Origin of the sequence: Ardenticatena maritima (assembly GCF_001306175.1) — a bacterium.
Lineage (GTDB): Bacteria > Chloroflexota > Anaerolineae > Ardenticatenales > Ardenticatenaceae > Ardenticatena > Ardenticatena maritima.
Map to the genome: position 1 here is coordinate 177,137 of NZ_LGKN01000006.1, position 18,898 is coordinate 196,034.

13 protein-coding genes are annotated in these 18,898 nt (G+C 58.5%); 5 read left to right on the plus strand and 8 right to left on the minus strand.

Going from position 1 to position 18,898, the window contains the following annotated elements:
- Nucleotides 1-106 precede the first annotated feature (106 nt).
- The 4 genes from SE16_RS11640 (at nt 107) to SE16_RS11655 (ending at nt 6,131) form a co-directional block, all read left to right on the plus strand.
- On the plus strand, nt 107-1,126 hold the full coding sequence (locus SE16_RS11640) for a 30S ribosomal protein S1 (RefSeq protein ID WP_054491721.1): 1,020 nt from the start codon (nt 107-109) through the stop codon (nt 1,124-1,126).
- Entirely contained in the window at nt 1,104-3,362 is a 2,259-nt protein-coding gene (locus SE16_RS11645) for a DNA translocase FtsK (RefSeq protein ID WP_060687628.1), read from the plus strand. Before SE16_RS11640 ends, SE16_RS11645 begins: the two co-directional genes overlap by 23 nt.
- 42 nt (nt 3,363-3,404) lie before the next feature.
- Nucleotides 3,405-3,788, plus strand: coding sequence for a c-type cytochrome (locus SE16_RS11650; RefSeq protein ID WP_054492368.1), 384 nt, complete (start codon nt 3,405-3,407; stop codon nt 3,786-3,788).
- Between the two features lie 63 nt (nt 3,789-3,851).
- Complete coding sequence (locus SE16_RS11655) at nt 3,852-6,131, plus strand: parallel beta-helix domain-containing protein (protein ID WP_054492369.1); 2,280 nt, start codon at nt 3,852-3,854, stop codon at nt 6,129-6,131.
- A 57-nt stretch (nt 6,132-6,188) separates the two neighbouring features.
- On the opposite strand, the gene SE16_RS11660 is transcribed toward SE16_RS11655, so the two are convergent.
- From SE16_RS11660 to SE16_RS11680, 5 genes are read right to left on the minus strand one after another with little or no spacing between them, the layout of a single operon-like run.
- Nucleotides 6,189-6,590 carry a SaoD/DsrE family protein gene (locus SE16_RS11660; protein ID WP_054492370.1) on the minus strand — a complete coding sequence of 134 codons (402 nt, stop codon included), beginning with the start codon at nt 6,588-6,590 and terminating at the stop codon, nt 6,189-6,191.
- A 44-nt stretch (nt 6,591-6,634) separates the two neighbouring features.
- Entirely contained in the window at nt 6,635-7,477 is an 843-nt protein-coding gene (locus SE16_RS11665; protein WP_054492371.1) for a metal ABC transporter permease, read from the minus strand.
- A complete protein-coding gene (locus SE16_RS11670; protein ID WP_054492372.1) occupies nt 7,474-8,301 on the minus strand; it encodes a metal ABC transporter ATP-binding protein in 828 nt (275 codons plus the stop codon). The genes SE16_RS11665 and SE16_RS11670 overlap by 4 nt, the downstream gene beginning before the upstream one ends.
- A gap of 13 nt (nt 8,302-8,314) precedes the next feature.
- On the minus strand, nt 8,315-9,271 hold the full coding sequence (locus SE16_RS11675) for a metal ABC transporter substrate-binding protein (RefSeq protein WP_054492373.1): 957 nt from the start codon (nt 9,269-9,271) through the stop codon (nt 8,315-8,317).
- A 14-nt stretch (nt 9,272-9,285) separates the two neighbouring features.
- The gene (locus SE16_RS11680) at nt 9,286-9,732 is read right to left on the minus strand and encodes a Fur family transcriptional regulator (RefSeq protein WP_054492374.1); all 447 of its coding nucleotides are present in this window, start codon (nt 9,730-9,732) and stop codon (nt 9,286-9,288) included.
- 197 nt (nt 9,733-9,929) lie between these two features.
- Between SE16_RS11680 and SE16_RS11685 the strand changes: the two genes are divergently transcribed.
- Nucleotides 9,930-10,622: a molybdenum cofactor biosynthesis protein gene (locus tag SE16_RS11685; protein ID WP_054492375.1), complete on the plus strand. Its 693-nt coding sequence runs from the start codon at nt 9,930-9,932 to the stop codon at nt 10,620-10,622.
- A 5-nt stretch (nt 10,623-10,627) separates the two neighbouring features.
- On the opposite strand, the gene SE16_RS11690 is transcribed toward SE16_RS11685, so the two are convergent.
- Genes SE16_RS11690 through fni form a run of 3 tightly spaced genes read right to left on the minus strand, consistent with a single transcriptional unit; the run spans nt 10,628 to nt 18,747 of the window.
- Entirely contained in the window at nt 10,628-14,734 is a 4,107-nt protein-coding gene (locus tag SE16_RS11690) for a GAF domain-containing protein (protein WP_060687630.1), read from the minus strand.
- Nucleotides 14,735-14,755: 21 nt separating this feature from the next.
- Entirely contained in the window at nt 14,756-17,659 is a 2,904-nt protein-coding gene (locus SE16_RS11695; protein WP_054492376.1) for an FAD-binding and (Fe-S)-binding domain-containing protein, read from the minus strand.
- 38 nt (nt 17,660-17,697) lie between these two features.
- The gene (gene fni / locus SE16_RS11700) at nt 17,698-18,747 is read right to left on the minus strand and encodes a type 2 isopentenyl-diphosphate Delta-isomerase (RefSeq protein ID WP_060687632.1); all 1,050 of its coding nucleotides are present in this window, start codon (nt 18,745-18,747) and stop codon (nt 17,698-17,700) included.
- Between the last annotated feature and the right edge of the window lie 151 nt (nt 18,748-18,898).

The following is an 18,898-nucleotide window of genomic DNA, read 5'->3' on the forward strand; positions in this document are numbered from 1 at the left end:
AATAGCAAGCCAGTTCCCCCCAAGAATGCGTGTGGGAACTGGCTTGTTTTGTTCAAACAAACGTAGGGGCAGAGAAGTTGTATTGAGTGATAGAGGAGTTTGTCTCATGTATCCAAATGTTCCGTGGGCACAACCAGCAGATGAAGAATACTGGCAAGCCATCGTGACCCAAGGCAAATGGGCGCCCGCCATCCCCTCGCGCGCTGAGGATGAGGCGGAGCGCCGATACGAACCCGTCGAAATTCCCGAAGAACTTTGGGAGCGCCTGGAAGAGATTTTTACCAATGGCGAAACGCTCGACCTGCCCGTAGTGGGCTACAACAAAGGCGGGCTTCTGGTGGAATGGGAAGACGTTCAGGGCTTCGTTCCCGCCTCGCAATTGCGCGACACCAACATCATCAGCGCCCCCGAAGCGCGCCAGGCGTATCTCGAAAGCCGCGTTGGTGAAACATTGCGCCTCAAAATTATCGAACTCGACCGCGCGCAAAACCGCATCATTTTCAGCGAACGCGCAACCCAATGGGAAGGGCGTTGCCCTGATGACATCATCGAAACAGTGCAACCCGGCGACATCCGCCGTGGCATCGTCAGCAACGTGACGCATTTCGGTGTTTTCGTGGACCTGGGCGGCATTGACGGTCTCATTCACGTTTCGGAATTGTCGTGGCAACGTGTCAGCCACCCGCGCGACCTGCTGGCGCCCGGCGATGAAGTCGAAGTCTATGTGGTTGAAGTGGACCGCCCACGCCGCCGCATTGCCCTGAGCCTGAAACAGTTGCAACCCAACCCCTGGCTGAAAGTCGCGGAGCGCTACGAAGAAGGCGATATTGTCGAAGTCGAAATTACAAACGTGGTTGATTTTGGCGCGTTCGCGCGGCTGGATGAAGGCGTCGAAGGGTTGATTCATATCTCCGAACTGGGGAACGGCGACGTCAACCCGCGCATGGTCTTGCATGAAGGGCAACGCATCCGCGCCCGCATCATGAGCATTGACCCCGAACAACAACGCATTGGCTTGACCTTGCGCGAGACGGGCGAATACGAATACAATGAAGAAGCATCTGGAGACGGGGTCAATTACTCAGCGGATATGACTGAATACGATGAATCGCCGGGCACGTTCTAAATCGAAACAGCCAGAGGAGACGCGGCGCACCCTGGTTGCCGCCGACGTCGCCGGTGTTTTGCTGATTGCAGGCGGTTTATTCACGGCACTGGCACTCTGGCGCGATTCAGGGCTTGTCCTCGGTTGGTATGGTCAAGAGGTGCGCCTGCTCTTTGGAACAGGCGCGCCTCTTTTTGCATTGGCGCTCATCCTCGCCGGCTGGTTTCTCTTCGCCCAACCGAACGACCGTCCGATCGACATCCAGGTCTGGCAGCGTTTGCTGGGCGGCGAGATGCTGTTGGTGCTCCTGCTGGCACTTTGGCATGGCATCCGCGCCACCAACCCATTGCAAACCGACGACCTACCGGCGGGCGTCATCGGCTGGCTGGTTTTCTCGGCGCCTGCGACGCTCATCGGCGTACCCGCCACGCTGCTGCTCTACGCCCTGCTGGCGCTGCTGCTCCTGCTTCACCTCCTTCCACTCGAAACCGAAGACGTGCAAGCCCGCTTGCAAGCGTGGCGCACTGCTCTGCGCGAAACCGCACAACGCTGGCGCACCCCGCCACAGCCGATTACCGTTCCACCTGCGCCCATAGAGACTCCGGCCACACCACCCACACCCAACGACGCCGAAGCGCCGTCTCAACCTACCAAACCGACCCGCAAGAACAAAGCCCAACGCCCTGCACCACAGGAAGAAGCCGACGACGTGCCCCCGCTGCGAACCCGTCGCCCCCACCCGCGCGACCTGCCCCCCCTGGACCTGCTCCATGACGGCGAGGACATGGGCGTGGACATGGCGGCCGCACGGGCACGCGCCCGCCTGATCGAAGAAACCCTGGCGGCGTTCGGCGTGCCGGCGCAAGTGGTGCAAATCAACCCCGGTCCCACCGTGACCCAATTCGGCATCAAGCCCGGCTTCATCGAACGCCGTCTCGCCGATGGGACAGTCAAGCGCACCAAAGTGCGCGTCAGCAAAATCACATCGCTGGCGGACGACCTGGCGCTGGCGCTTTCTGCCAAAAGCATCCGTGTTGAAGCGCCTGTGCCGGGACGCCCCTATGTGGGCATCGAAGTGCCCAACAGCGAAGCCAACCTGGTCTCGCTGAAAGGCATTCTCACCAGCGAAGAATTCACCCAAAGCAACGCCGAAATCCCCTTTGCGTTGGGGCGCGACGTGAGCGGCAACCCCGTTGTCGCCGACCTCACCAAAATGCCCCACCTGCTCATCGCCGGCGCGACAGGGAGCGGGAAATCGGTCTGTATCAACGCCATCATCGCCTGCCTGCTCTTCAACTTCACCCCCGACGACCTGCGGCTCTTGCTCGTGGACCCCAAAATGGTGGAACTGATTCCCTACAACGGCATTCCACACCTCATCTCACCAGTGTTGACGGACGTGGAAAAAGTCGTGGGGGCGTTGCGTTGGGCGCTGGCGGAAATGGACCGGCGCTACAAACTCTTCTCCCAACGGGGCAAACGCAACCTGCAAGCCTACAACGCATGGGCGGAACGGGCGGGCGAAGAAACACTGCCGTATCTGGTCATCATCATTGACGAATTAGCCGACTTGATGATGGTCGCGCCGGATGAAGTCGAGCGCATGATTTGCCGCCTGGCGCAAATGGCGCGCGCCACCGGTATTCACCTCATCATCGCCACCCAGCGCCCCAGCGTGGACGTAGTGACGGGGCTTATCAAAGCCAACTTCCCGGCGCGTATCGCGTTCGCCGTCGCCAGCAGCATTGACAGCCGTGTCATCCTGGACGCTCCCGGCGCCGAAACCCTGCTCGGTCGGGGCGATATGCTCTTCATGGCGCCCGATTCCAGCAAACTGCAACGCTTGCAAGGCGCTTTTATCAGCGATGAAGAAATCAACGCGCTGGTCACCTGGTGGCGCACGCATGTGCCGCAAGAAACCATTGCACAACCCGAAGTCTCATGGGATGAGTTTCTTGCGGACAGCGAGATGGTTGAAGAAGATGAATTGCTCCCCACGGCGATTGACCTCGTGCAAGAGTACGAATGGGTTTCAACCTCTTTCCTGCAACGCAAACTGCGCATCGGCTACAACCGCGCCGCCCGCCTGATGGACCTGCTGGAAGAGCGCGGCATTGTTGGTCCACCGGACGACAAAAACCGGGGCAGTCGCCCCGTGCTGCGTGGGCGTTCGGTGGACGATGAGTTTGACGATGAGGACGATATCGTTTACGAAGACGACGAGGATTTTGCCCAACCCGATTGGGACGATTTTTAGTCTGCGCACGCTCAGCATCAAAAAAGACCTGGGAGATTGTACGTGAAGACCCTGCGCACCTTTGCCGCTTTTGTTGCGTTTGTGCTGATGCTGACCGCATGCGGCGGGGGAACAACCACCCCTCCAACCCCCACACTCGACCCGGTTGCCGCACGCGGCAAACGCATTTTCTCGCAACACTGCGCCGCTTGCCATTCCCTTTCCCCCGATACCATCATCGTGGGACCTTCGTTGGCGGGCATCGCCACCCGCGCGGCGGAGCGTGTACCAGGTATGGACGCCCGCACCTACATCGAGCAATCCATCCTCAAACCAGACGCCTACATCGTTGAAGGGTTCCCCAACGCCATGCCGAACGAATTTGGCAAGAAATTGAGCGGCGAAGAATTGGACGCGCTGGTGCATTTTCTGCTCACACTGCAATAGGGTATCGCGGCGGTCGGGAAGGTCGCCGACAGTCAAAAGGTTCAAGCGGCAAGGAGGCCTTTCATGCAACGCGTGCGCACCTGGTTGATACGGTTGGGCGTTGGCGTACTTGTTCTCATACTCGGCTACTGCGGCACCACGGCACTGATGCCTGTCCCGCACGACCCCGTGCCGGAGGTGACCGGTGCCGGCGCCAGCAGTGTCGAACCTTCGTTCAGCGGCTTGCAACGCGAATTCCCCCCACTCAACGAACCACCCGACAACCCCACCACGCCAGAAAAAGCCGCGTTAGGGCGACTGCTCTTTTTCGACCCCATCCTCTCCGCCAACAATGACATCTCTTGCGCCACGTGCCACCATCCCGATTACGGCTTTGCGGACGGTTTGCCGCGCGCCATCGGCGCCGGCGGAAGCGGCGTGGGACCGAACCGCACAGGCGGCGTTGAATTGGCACGCAACACCCCCACGCTCTGGAACGTCGGGTATGCGACCTCGTTATTCTGGGATGGGCGCAGCGCCTCGCTGGAAGAAGAACTCTTCGTGCCGCTCACCCACCCCGACGAAATGGGCGTTGACGATCCCCAAGCCCTGGTTGACGAACTGCGCGCCATCCCTGAGTATGTCGAATTGTTCGACCAAGCCTTTGGCGGCGGTGAAAGTGCGGTTTCGGTGGAAAACATCCAGCGCGCCATTGCCGCCTTCGAGCGCACACTCATCAGCAACATGAGCCCCTTCGACCGCTACGCCGCGGGCGACGTCAACGCCCTCACGCCACAGCAACGCCGCGGGCTCAACCTGTTCCGCTCGGCGGCGACACGTTGCTTTGAATGCCACATCGCCCCCACCTTCGCCAGCGACACCTTCCGCATCATCGGCGTGCCCGACGCCCCCGGTCTGCCCCACGACCCCGGACGCGCCGGCGTCACCCCCGATGGGCAAGATGGGGCGTTCAAAGTGCCCACCCTGCGCAACATCGCGCTCACAGCCCCCTACATGCACAACGGCGTCTTCCAAACGCTGGAAGAGGTGATTGATTTTTACGCGCAAGGCGGCGGGCGGGCGCATGGCGTTGAAAATGTGGACCCCTTCGTGCAAGGGTTCGACCTGACCGAGCAAGAAAAAGCCGACCTGGTCGCTTTTCTCTACGCGCTGACGGATGAATCGAACATGCCGCCGATTCCCCAGGAAGTGCCCAGCGGCTTGCCTGTGGTGCCGCGTCTGGACAATCCGGCGCGCGACCTTGTCGCCCAATTCAACGCCAAAGAGCCGCCGAATCGTGTGGAAAGTGGTGTGCCGCGCATTTTGCGCGTCGAGCCGGGTGAAACCATCCAGGCGGCGGTTGACCGCGCACGCCCCGGCGACACGATCGAAGTGCCGTATGGCGTATACCATGAGCGCGTTGTCATTGACATGAGCGACATCTCCCTCATCGGCGTTCCCAACGAGAGCGGCGAATGGCCTGTGCTGGATGGGCAAGGGAAACTGGCGGATGGCGTGATTGCCAGCGGCAACAACTTTGAGATGGCGTTCTTCCAGGTGAAGAACTACACGGACAATGGCGTGCTGGTGGAAGGTGTGCGTGGTGTTCACCTGCACGACCTCTACGTCGAAAAAACCGGCACCTACGGCGTCTATCCGGTACACAGCACCGACGTGCTGATTGAGCGGGTGGAAGCCACCGGCGTGGATGACGCGGGCATTTACGCGGGGCAATGCGAGAACGTGGTTGTGCGCGACAGTGTAGCGTACGGCAACGTGATTGGCATCGAAATCGAAAACACAGACGGCTTTGAAATGTACAACAATCACGTGTACGACAACTCTGTGGGGTTGTTTGTGGATTTGCTCCCACAACTCACGTCCAAAGTGGCGCGCAATGGCAAGGTGTACAACAACATCTCCGAGCGCAACAACACGCCCAATTTTGCCCCTGCGGGGTCAACGGCTTCGCTTGCGCCCGCCGGCACGGGGTTGCTCGTGCTCGCCGCCGACTATACCGAAATCTTCGACAACGTCATTCGCGACAATCAGAGTGTGGGGATTGCCATCGTCAACCTGGCGTTGGGCTTCGACGAAAACGAAATTGACGTTGGTCCCAACCCTGAGTTCAACTGGGTGCATGACAACGAGTTGGTGAACAACGGCTACGACCCCGTGCCGGAAGTGACCTCGGTGGGGCTTCCCGGAGCAGACATCATTTGGGACGGCTCGGGCGACGGCAACCGCTTCGACCAACCGGGGGCGAGCAGTTTCCCGCCGCTGCTTCCATCCAGCAGTTGGCCGGAGCCACTGTATCGTTCGTACTGGCACACACTCAACATCATCAAGAAGTTGCTCATGTGAACGTGAGCATGCCCACACAAGCACAACGGGGCGGTTGACACCGCCCCGTTTTTGCGTTCACAGCGTTATCACCTGGTCGGGTGGGTTTTGGGCAAGCGCCGCGTACAAATCGGGGAAACAGCCCACTTGTACGCCTTCAACCGTGTTGACGGGGCGCACTTCGCCGGGTTCGGTACGCCCTTGCCCAGACGCATCACACCAGCGCGGTTCACCTTCGGCGAGATGACGCTCCAAGGCGCACATATCGCACATCATCAGCAAAATGTTCTGCTCGCGCGCAACACGCGCCAGCCGCTCGCCAATGGGGTCTCCCTGACGCAAGACAAAAACGTTGTCATCAAAAAAGAACATGCCCACCACGTCAACGCCATGTGTGCCGGCTTCCAACTGCGGCAAAATCATTTGCCCCAACTTATAACTAGCGGAACGTGGCATTGCAAAAACATACGCAACTTTCATCGAACCAATCTCCTTGTGGTTGGTTGCCAAAAACAAAGGGCGTTTTACGCCCTGCTTGCCGATTGTATGGAAAAGAGAAACGCCAGCACGAAACAGGCCGTTGCGACCAGTACAATCGCCGCGCCGGACGCCATGTTGAAATAGAACGAGAGATACAAACCGGCGACAGCGGAGAACGCGCCAATGAGCGACGCCAGCAGCATCACGCGCGGCAAGCGGTGCGTCAACAATGTGGCCGTAGCGGGCGGTGTGATGAGCATGGCGAGCAGCAACGCCACCCCAACCGCTTCAATCGCCACGACAACAGTGACGGCGATCAGCAAAAGCAGCAGGTAGTGCAAGGGGCGGGTTGGCAATCGCAAGGTTTCCGCCAAGATGGGGTCAAACGAAATGAGCACGAACTCCTTGAACAAGGCGAACACCACCAGCAAGACACCACCGCCGAAGAGCGCCATCATGCCCACCTGGCGCAGTGAAACGCCCAGCACGTTGCCAAAGAGGATATGCGCCAGGTCAACCGCGTAATTCCCTGAGAGTGAGATGAGGGCAATCCCCAAGGCAAACATCCCGGCGAGGACAACGCCAATCGCCGTATCTTCACGAATGTCGCCACGCTCGGTAATGGCGCCAATACCCACCGCCGCCACCACAGCCGACGCCAACGCCCACCAAAAGAGATTCTCGGTCACACCGCCGTTGACGAGATACCCCACGGCGATACCGGGTAAAATGGTGTGTGCAAGAGCGTCTCCAAAAAACGCCATGCCGCGCAAAACCACAAACGTCCCAATGACAGCCGCCACAACACCCACAATGACGGCCGCCGCCATGCCGCGCACCATGAACGAATACGCCCACGGTGCGGTCAACCATTCGACGAGACTCATTGGTGGACGCCTCCTTCGCAACAGGTATCACTGAGCACCATGACGCTTTCATCCTCGGCGGGTACAAGGTGCAAATGAGGACCATACGCCGCCGACAGGGTAGCGGGCGTAAACACTGCACGCGGCGCGCCATACGCCAGCAATCGCCGATTGAGCACCATCACCCTGTCAAACATCGTGTTGGCCTGGTCCAGGTCGTGCGTCGCCACCAGCAGCGTGACGCCGCGGTCGCGCAGCATGTCCCAAATACGAAACACCATGCGCTGAGAGGGGATATCCAACCCGTTGAGCGGTTCATCCATCAGCACAATGCGGGCTTCCTGCACCAGCGCGCGCGCAATGAACATGCGCTGTTGTTGCCCGCCGGAGAGTTGCCCAATCTGGCGGTCGGCAAGGTCGAGCAGGTCTACCTCGGCCAGCGCCAGGCGCACCGCCTCATGGTCTTCTCGGCGTGGGCGGCGCAGCAAGCCAATGTGCGCCGCACGCCCCATCATCACCACATCGTACACGGTGAGCGGAAAACGCCAGTCCACGTCTTTGTGTTGCGGCACATAGGCTATCTCGCGTGTGGCGCGGGGAGAGCGCCCAAACACCCGCACTGTGCCTTCGGTAGGTTGAATCAATCCCGCCACCACTTTGAGCAAGGTGGATTTGCCGGCGCCATTGGGACCAACAATAGCCACGCGCGTCGCCGGCGCGACAGAGAACGTCACATCTTCGAGGGCGACACGCGCGCCATAGCGCACGCTCACATGCGCCGCTTCAACCGCCGGCATCGCCGGTTCAGACACCTCAACAGGGCTTCGCTGGTACGCCACACTCATAGCACACTCCTTTTCACTCAACGCCGCGCAGGGCGTCCACAATCACAGTGGTGTCATAGCGCATCAACTCTTCGTAGGTGGGCGCGGGACCATCAGGCGCTGAAAGCGAGCCGGTGTAGATGAGCACCATCTGCACACCGGTATCCTGCACCACACGTTCAACAACGCGGCGATTGATCATTTCGCTGACGAAAATTGCCGGCACGTTGTACGCGCGAATGGTTTCATACAGTTGACTGAGCGCTTGCGCCGACGGCTCCGCCAACGTGCTGACACCGGGAATGACCGTCGCTACCTGTTGAAAGCCATAAGCGTTGGCGTAGTAGCCCAACACGGCGTGATCGGTTATCAAAATGCGCCGTTCAGGCGGAACCAGCGCCACCTGTTCGCGAATCCAGGCGTCGAGGGCGTCAAGTTGGCGGCGGTATTCGGCGGCGTTGGCGCGGTAAGCGTCGGCGTGCGCCGGGTCAAGCGTCGCCAGCGTGTCGGCGATATGGTCCGCCCAGGCGGCAACGTTGCGCGGATCGAACCAGACATGCGGGTCATAGGGACCATGCGCATGTTCATCGGCATGGGCTTCGTCATGGTCTTCTTCCTCATGCCCGTCGGCTTCGACAGGCAAGAGCACCGGCACATCTTCACCAAGCGCCACCACCCGGTCGGCAAACTCCGGCGCGTCGAGCATTTTTTCCAGGGCGGCTTCCAACCCCAAGCCGTTGATGAAGATCACATCCGCCGTTTGGAGTTGCGCCATCAATTGCGGTGTTGGTTCAAACCCGTGTGGGTCTTGTCCGCGGGGGATGAGCACTTCGACGGCGACATGTTCACCGGCGACCTGCTGAACAACGTCGCCGATGATAGACGTGCTCGCCATGACCCGCACCGTCTCCGACGATTCAGGCGCGGTTGAAGTACACGCCGCCAAGGCGAGCCAGAGAACGGAAACAAGCCATACGATGCGAAAACGCATTGCGGAAACCTCCTCTACTCTGTTGTTGGTGTAGAGCGTGTCTGCGAGCAATCGGGGCATTTGCCGTACACTTCCACCAGGTGCCCTTCAACCACAAAACCAAACTTGCGCCCAATGGCTTCGGTGGCTTCATCCAAAATGCACTCATCAATCTCGATTGTGCGGTTGCACACCAGGCAAACAAGGTGGTGATGATGACCGGCTGCGGTGAGAATGTAAGTAGTGGTGGTGCTCCCCAGCGTGCAGGCTTGCACCACATTGAGCCGCACCAGCACATCCAGCGTCCGATACACCGACGCCTTGCCAATCTCCGGCACACGGCGTTGCACCGCTTCCAGCAGTTCAGCCGCTGTGACATGGCGGTCCATCTCCGCCAACGTCTCGATAATGACGCGCCGCGATGCCGTGATTTTCAAACCGGCGTCACGCAACGCCTGAAGCGTCTGTTCAACCATGCTCATACGACACCCCCACGCTGAAACACAGTTCAATTTGAAACAAAGTTTCATTTAGTCTATGCGAGAGTAGTCATGTGTCAAAAATCGGTTTCGCGTGAAAAGCGAGCGCGTAAACAAGTGTCATTTTTCACTTTGCCATGCCAGCGCCAGACTCGTATACTCGGAGCCAGAGCGTCAACAAGGATGAAAAGAGGTGTAGGATGAACGTGGTGGTACGCTTGTTCGCCGGTTATCGCGAACGTGTCGGCGCTCCGACAGTCACACTGGACTTACCCGAAGGGGCGACATTGCAAACAGCGTGGGAAACACTCGTCGCGCAGTATCCGGCGTTGGGCACGGTGCGCCACCGTGTGGTGGGGTCGGTCAATGCGGAGTATGTGCCCTTGGAGCATGTGTTGCATGAAGGGGATGAGGTGGTGTTTATCCCACCAGTTGCAGGCGGCGATCACCATATCCACCACTATTTTGCCATTGTTGAAACGCCCATTGACGAACGCGCATTGCGGCACGTGGTTGAGCACCCCTCCGCCGGGGCGATTCTGACGTTCCTGGGGACCACACGCAACCAAACCGGCGGGCGCAAAGTCGAATACCTTGAATACGAAGCCTACGAGCCGCTCGCCATCAAGCAGATGCAACGCATTGCGGCAGAAATTCGCACGCGCTGGCCTGACGTCATTGGGATAGCGATTGTTCATCGTGTGGGGCGTTTGGAGATTGGCGAGGCAAGCATTGGGATAGCGATTAGCAGCCCCCACCGCGCCACAGCGTTCGCGGCGTGCCGCTACGCGATTGACCGCGCCAAAGAGACGCTACCCGTATGGAAGAAAGAAGTCTGGGAAGGCGGCGAAGAGTGGATTGAAGAAGGTCCCGGCACACCGTTGGAAGGCTAAACCGCTCAAACCAGTGATTGAAGCACAACCTTGTGCAAGCGCACCTGCTCGCCCTCTATGGCTTCCGCCATAAACGTGCAATTGCGCCCCGCTTCTTTGGCGGCGTAGAGGGCTTTATCCGCCCAGGTAATCAATTGCATGAGCGAAACCGGTTCTCCATGCGCAGGCTTCATTGCCAAACCAATGCTGATAGTAATCGGCAAACTGCCGGCTGATGTTGTGAACGGTTCGCTCCCAATACGGTGTCGCAAGCGCTCTGCGACGCGCCTGGCGATTTCAGGTGAAACGCTCGTCAGCAAGATGACGAACTCCTCGCCGCCGTATCGCGCCACGACATCACGCTCGCGCAACAATGTTTGCGCCCGGTGTGCCAATTCGCGCAACACCTCGTCGCCGACATCGTGCCCAAACGTATCGTTGACTTGCTTGAAATGGTCAATATCGAACAAGAGCACTGCGGCGTCATCCGGCATACGATCAGTCCGCCCCAACAAATAATCCGCTGTGTAGAAAAACCCACGGCGATTGTAAAGGCCCGTCAGCGGGTCAATGCGGCTGGTATGCTCAATCTTCTGGTGCAGGCGCGCGTTATGTAAAACCAGGCCGGCGGTTGCCGCAAAGGTTTCCAGCAAACGCAAGTCCTCTTCAGTGAACGCATAGGGGCGCGTCGCGTCAAGGGAAAAGACGCCGAAGATTTCTTTACCACTCATCAGCGGAACCACAACCGCCGAGCGCACTTCGCCCACCTCGCGAATATTGCCCCGATAGCGAATGCGGTAATCCGCCCACACGTCTTCAATCACAAAACCGCGTTGTTCACGCAGGGCTTTCGCCGCGTATGAAGGCGTATTTAACGGCAACGCCAAGGTCTGCACGCGTTCATCACGATAACCACGCGACGCTAACATGCGCAAAACCGTTCGATCGTCATCCAGCACCATCAACGAGCCTTTTTCGGCTGTTGGAATCGCTTCCAGACAAATATCCAGAAATGTTTCAGCGACTTGTCGGACATCCAGTGAGTGGAGCAACAGGCGTGTGGCGCGATGCAGGGCTTCTAATTCGCGCGTTCGCTTCTGCTGTGTTTCATGCAAGTGAGCATTGCGCAAGGCAATGGCGGCATGTTGGGCAAAGAGGAACGCCAATCGCTCGTGTTCGGCGGTGAAAAAACCAATCTCTTTGTGATCAAGCGCAATCATGCCCATGAGGCGGTCTTCAAAAAGCAGCGGCACCCCTAACCAGGAGCGAATGGCATACGATTCAAACGAGGGCATGAAATACCCAGCTGAGAGCACATCATCAATACGCACGGGTTGCTTGCGCCGCCAAACGAGCGTATTGGGATTAGGACCCGGCACCAAAAAACGAATGCCTTTCACCAGTGTATCATCACCCCAACCGCGACCGCCAACAATCTCAAAATACTGTTGCTCCTGCTCTTGCTTGAGTAATTGCACTGTTGCCGAGTGATACGGAACGAAAGCGTGCATGCTCTCAAGCACACGTTGGACGGTTGTCTCAAAATCCAGGCTTGCCGTGAGCATCGCCGCCGCCTGGCGTAACAGGTCGGTTTCTTTGAAGCGCATCGCCAGTTCTTCTTGCAATCGGCGGTGTTTGACGGCGAGCGCAATTTGCGAAGCCACTTGCTGACCTAACAAGATGTACGATTCCGGCACGGTTCGCTTCCGATGATAACTAATCAGCAAAGCCCCAATTTTTTGTCCTTCGACAATCATCGGCAATGCCAGCATCGTTTGCGTGGGGAACTTTTGCGCAATACGCCGGCTGACCAATGGCGAATGAAAAGCGTCTTCAATAACCAAGGGCTTGCCGGCTTCCAAAACGGCTTCAGTGATTGTCGGTTCACCCGGCAGCGCACGTACTTGGCGATACGACTCCTTGTACGGACCATATGCCGCGCCTGGCAAAGGTACGTGTTCCACGTCATCCCACAGCGTCACAAATGCGCTATCGGCTTCAAATAACACCCCCACCGTTTCAGCCAAGCGATCGAGCATCTCTTCAAAAGTCGGCGCACGCAGTGTTTCAAGCGTAATCGTATTGAGGAGTTCGAGCGTGCGCATCTGCCGCTGACGCGCAATTTCATCTTCGCTGCGCTCAATAGCGGCGCCAATCAGCGCGGCGGTGGTATTCAGAGCATACTCTTCCTCAGGCAAAAGCCGCTCTGCCCGCTGCTCCAAAACGCCCAAGACGCCCCACACTTCCCCCCGCACAAAGAGCGGCACCATACACATCATGCGGGCGCCCGTACGGGACAACAGCATCATGGCTTCGAGGGGCGCAGTCGTCGTTTTCGTAAAGACGACACTTTCCCCTTTCTTCAATTGTTCCAATGCCGTCGCTGTGAGGCCGTATTGTGTCAGCGGTACTTGCCGTTCTTCAACAAAAGAAGAAACGTGTGAAACCTTGGCAACCAGACGCCCGCGCGGGAATGGGTCTTGTTCTTCTTCGATGGCAAGCAGGTACACACACGCAAACCCACCCTGATTTTGGGCATGCGTCAACAATGCCTGCACATTCTCTTGCCACTGCACAGTGTGTTGACGCAAAAACTCAACCCCAGCCTGCCCCGCAAGGGCGGCAATTTCGCGGCTACGCGCCAATGCTTGTTGCACCTTGCGATGCCGCCCCCAAACCTGCATGACATTGCCCATCTCTTGAGCAAAGCGAATATCGTCTGAAGCGAGGTCCTGTGTGCGGCTCAAGAGCGCCAGCACCACATTTTCCTCCTGCACCGGAACGAGCCATGCCACGCGAAAGCCCAATTCATGCACGGTATGTCCCCACGCTTCCTGGGAGAGTGAGACATCGGTGAGGGGGAACGGTGCGCCAAGGTGCAAGAGATGCTGCCAAAAAGAGATGTCATCAATTGCGTGAAAAATGCGCGGCCATACGTCCTGCATGCCCTCGTCGGTTGCCACCGCCCGAACAATCATCTGCGCCGATTGCTCGTCCACTTCCAACACCACACATGTTACAGGATGTAAAGCAATCGCCCGACGTACTTCCTGCGCCAGCGCTTCATAAAATGCATCGGTTGGACAGCGCTCCACCAACAACGTGAGCAGCCGTGCAACGGCTTCAACACGCCGCTGCGCCAGCACATGCGAAGTCACATCCTCCAACGTCAACACCCAGAGCGGCGACAACCAATGTTCCAGACGTATCACACGCACATCATAAACACGTCCGTCGTGGAAAAGTGTGTGCACCTCATGAGGCGAGGAGCGCCAAATCTGCGCCAGCTCCGGAGCAAGTGTGGCTAACGGTTTGCCAACCGCATCAGCAACGCCCAAAAAAGCACGCGCCGCCGCATTATGCTCCTGGATGATTCCAGCATCGTCGATCACAAAAATGGCATCGTTCAAATAGTGCGAAACATGTTCCAAAGAAATATACTGCGCCCGCAGCAAATGCGTGCGGCTGAGATAAAAGGCCAAACCAATCACACTGACAACGCCTGCAATGGCCGTTGGACGAATATACCCCGTTGGCAAAATGTTCGACTGCCAGAGCTCCAACACAAGCCACGGCAATGCAAGCAACACAAAGACAATCAACACATCACGTATCCGGCGTTGGCGATGCCAGATAAAGCGCACAAGCCAGACGACGCCCCCCAGAAAGAGCAAACTTTCCCACAACTCCAACAGTGCATTCCAGGGCGCAGCCAATTGGGGCATATACAGCCAATAAGCATCCTGGCGCACCAGCGAGAACGTCAGAATGGTCGGCGCGAAATTGATCAGCATGCCAAAGAAAACCACCACGCCAATACAAACAACAGCGATGATGCGCCACAAGAGCCTGCGCCAACGCCCATGCATAAAGCCGGTATAGTGCGCCACGAACGCCAGCCAAGCATAGACCTGCAACCGCTCTAAAATGTAGGTCAAATGGGCAAAGAAGAGTTTTGAAGGCGAAAGGGGAAGCAGAATACTCGTAGCGTCACTCAGTGTGCGAAGCCCGGCAAGCCCTAACAATACAACTATTCCATACCGCACAGGGGCTTTACTTCGCCAGACACGCCCGGCAATCCAGAGGAGAAAAAACCCCGCTGTAATCAAAATTACAACGTACAATGTTGCCATCAAACGACTTTCCTTGAAAACCTACTCATCTACCAAAAGGACACCTGCCAAAATCTCAGCAATATGCAAAGGACTTTTGCCACTTGTCTCTTCAATTTGTTGGCGGCACGAAACGCCTGTCACCGCCACCACATCTGCGGTGCGCGCCGCCTGCACCAAGCCAAGGTGGGCAATGTGCCGCGAAATCTCGGCATGGTGCGCTTCAAACCCAAAAGAACCAGCCAAACCGCAACATGTCACATCCGCCAGGAAGACTTCCGCCTTGGGGATATGCTGCAACGCCGAGACAGCCCACCGCGCATCACTTTCGGCTTTTTGGTGGCAATGCACATGCACGACAATCCGTTTGGGTAAAGGCCGCAACCTTTTATCAAGTATAGAGAAAACATCATTTTGATGCAAAAACTCGTCAAAAAGGCGTGATTTTTCAAACAAAACCCGTACACGCTGGTCGTTAGGGAAGAAATCGCAAACCTCATTGCGCAATGTCAACAAGCACGAAGGCTCTATCCCCACAATGGGCATCTCCTGTTGCAGCAGCGGCTCGAAGGCGTCCAGGAGTGCCGCGGCGCGGGCTTTCGCCGCAGGCAAAAACCCTTTGCTGATGAGCGGGCGTCCACAGCAGACATCCGGCGCAAGGTGCACACGCCACCCGGCAGCTTCCAACACTTTGACGACCGCCTGCCCCTGTTGTGGGTAGTTGAAATTCGTGAAGGTGTCCACGTACAGCGCGACATCCCCCTGTGTGCCGGCGGTTGGCAAGGGCGTATGTGCGGCAAACCAGGCACGGAAGGTCTGGCGATGCAGCGGCGGCAAGCGTCTGCTGGGGTCAATGCCCAGCCACCGCTGCCCTACCTGCGCCAGGGGCGAACGCATGAGCGCATTCACCAGGGGGGCAAAGGGGGCGCCCATCTCGTAGAAGGTGCGAATATACCCAAACAGATAATCGCGCAATGGGCGGCGGTGGTGTTGGTAGTAGTGATGCAAAAACTCGTACTTGAGTTTCGCCATATCCACACTTGACGGGCACTCGCTCTTGCAGGCTTTGCATTCCAGACACAAATCCAACACATCGAACACTTCGGGGCTGGCAAGCCCGCCGGGCAAGCGCCCACTTATAGCCGCCCGCAGGATATTCGCACGCGCACGGGTTGTTTCTTTTTCGTCGCGCGTGGCACGATACGAAGGGCACATGACGCCGCCATGCAAGTTGCGGCAGACGCCCATCCCGTTGCATTGTTCAATGGCACGGTCGAACCCCAAAAATTCATCGAACGAGAGCACCGTCGGCGGAACGTGGGCGTGGTACTCGGGACCATAGCGCAAATTCTGGTCCATGGGCGGCGCATCAACGACTTTGCCCGGATTGAAAAGCCGTTCGGGGTCCCATGCCGCTTTCAATTCCCGCATGGCTTGATAGAGCCGCGGTCCAAACACGCGCGGGTTGAACTCCGAACGCGCCAGCCCATCGCCATGCTCGCCGCTCATCGCGCCGCCAAATTCCAGCGCCAAATCCACGACTTGTTCGGCAATGCGGCGCATCATGCGCACGCCTTCCGCGCTTTTCAAGTTGATGAGTGGGCGGCAATGCAGACACCCCGCGCTGGCATGCGCGTAAAACGCGGCATCTGTGCCGTTGTCGCGCACAATTTGGCGAAAACGGCTGATGAACGCTGCCAGGTGTTCAGGCGGCACGGAGACATCTTCCACAAAGGGGATTGGCTTGTGGTCGCCCTTAATGCTCATGAGCAAGCCCAACCCCACCTTGCGCACATACCAGACCCGCGCTTGCGCCTCGGGGTCCAGCAGTTTGAGGATGGGCGCATGATAGCCCCATGCGCGCATGCGCGCTTCCATCTTGTCGAGTTTGGCGCGCAATTCGGCTTCGTCTTCGCCAAAAAATTCCACCAACAGCACCGATTCAGGGTCGCCATGTACCCAATCGAGCGCGCGCGAATAGCCCGCCTGCTCGCGCGTGAGCCGCACCACGTACTGGTCAATGAGTTCCACCGCCGAGGGCTGCGTTTCAAGCAAGGGGATGACGGCTTCCAGCGAGTGGATGAAATCGTCGAATTGGAGCACCGCAAGCGCACGCGCTTTGGGGCGCGGCACCAGTTTGAGCGTGGCTTCGGTCACAAACGCCAACGTGCCTTCGGAGCCCACCAGCACTTCGGCAAGGTTGAGCCGCCCGTTCTGCACGCCGCGCCAGAGCCGATCAAGGTTGTACCCGCTGGCGCGCCGCCAATGGCGGGGGAAATCACGTTCGATATCCGCGCCATACTCACGGGCAATCGCCAACATGGCGCGGTAGATGCGCCCTTCGAGGCTTTCATGCGCCGCCAGGGTGTCGGCTTCTTCCAGCGATACCGGGGCAAAAGTGGCGTCTGTCCCGTCGGCAAGCAAGGCACGCGCGGCGACAATGTTGTCGGCGGTCATGCCATAGAGGATTGAATGCGCCCCCGTGGAGTTGTTGCCAATCACGCCGCCCACTGTGGCGCGGTCGAGACTGGCGGGGTCGGGACCGAACATCAAGCCGTAGGGTTCGAGGGCGCGGTTGAGTTGGGCAATCACCAATCCGGGTTGTGCGCGGCAGATGGCTTCCTCGGCGTTGACTTCCAGCAAAGCGTGCATGTATTTCGACGTATCAACCACGATTGCCGCGCCAACCGTCTGCCCCCCCAGGCTGGTGCCCGCGCCCCGCGGCAACACCGGCACGCCATATTCACGCGCGACGGCGAGCGTTGCGGCGATATCATCCGCGTCGCGGGGGATGACGACCCCATGCGGCATGATTTGGTAGATGCTGGCGTCGGTGGCGTACAGAATGCGGCTTGTGCGGTCGAAACGCACTTCGCCGCCCACATGCCGCCGCAATTCGTGCACCAGGTCGGTCATGTGCTCGGTCTGTGCCGACGGTTCGCGCATGCCTTGCCTCCCTACTTGGTTGCCTGTGGCCGCCGTGTTCAGACGGCGACGTACTCCCACGTATCTGTGCGGCGCAACGGCGCGCGGCGCAAGTCGTCCAGAGACGTTGCGCCCACACAAAACGCTGCAATGCGCAATTCTTCAATGTAGGCCTGGAACGTGTCGAAAACGGCCTGGGTGTGGTCGGTGGCTGGCTGCAACAACGGTGCGGCGCTTCCCACCAGTGTCGCGCCGAGGCGAATGGCTTTGGCGGCATCCACGCCACTGCGAATACCGCCACTGGCAAAGACCAGCACCTCCGGTGGCACAGCGGCGCGCACTTCCATGAGCGCCAGAGCAGTGGGAATCCCCCAACCGGCAAACGTGTGGGCAATGTGGCGGCGCAAGGGGTCTTGCTGGCGGTAGGCTTCAACCTCGCTCCAACTGGTGCCGCCCGCCCCCGCCACATCAATCGCCGCCACACCACACTCCACCAGGCGCATGGCAACGCGCGCGCTAATGCCGTTCCCCACTTCTTTCACCACAATGGGCACATCCAACTGACGCGCCAGCGTTTCAATTTTGGCGTAAAGCCCACGCCAATCGCGGTCTCCCCCCGGCTGGACGGCTTCTTGCAAGGGGTTGAGGTGCAAAATCAGCGCATCGGCTTCAATCATCTCCACGGCGCGCCGCGCCTCATCCACGCCATACCCTTCGTTCAACTGCACGGCGCCAAAATTCGCCAGCAGCAAAATATCAGGGGCAACGTGCCGCACGCGGTAGGTCGCCGCCAGCGCATCATCTTCCAGCGCCGCCCGTTGCGACCCCACCCCCATGGCAATGCCCAGCGCCTGCGCGGCTTCCGCTAGGTGCAGGTTGATACGCGCCGCCTCGCTGGTGCCGCCCGTCATACTGCTGATGAGGAACGGGGCGCGCAACTCACGCCCCCACATGCGCACGCGCAAATCCACTTCATCCAGATGACATTCGGGCAAAGCGACATGCTCGAAAAAGAAGCGCTCAAAGCCGGTCGTGACACCTTTGGCGCGTACATCTTTTTGCAACACAATATCAATGTGGTCTTGCTTGCGTGATTCAATTGAGGTCATTGGCGTTCCTCTGTCCGCTCAAATTTGGGATGCTTCCACTATACCAACAGAAGGCTGAAAGGCAATAGCCGCTCATCGAAAATCGCGCTATCTCTTCGCCCCTTGTCGCGGCTTGTGCTATAATGTAGCAGATGCCACGACATGCGCTCAT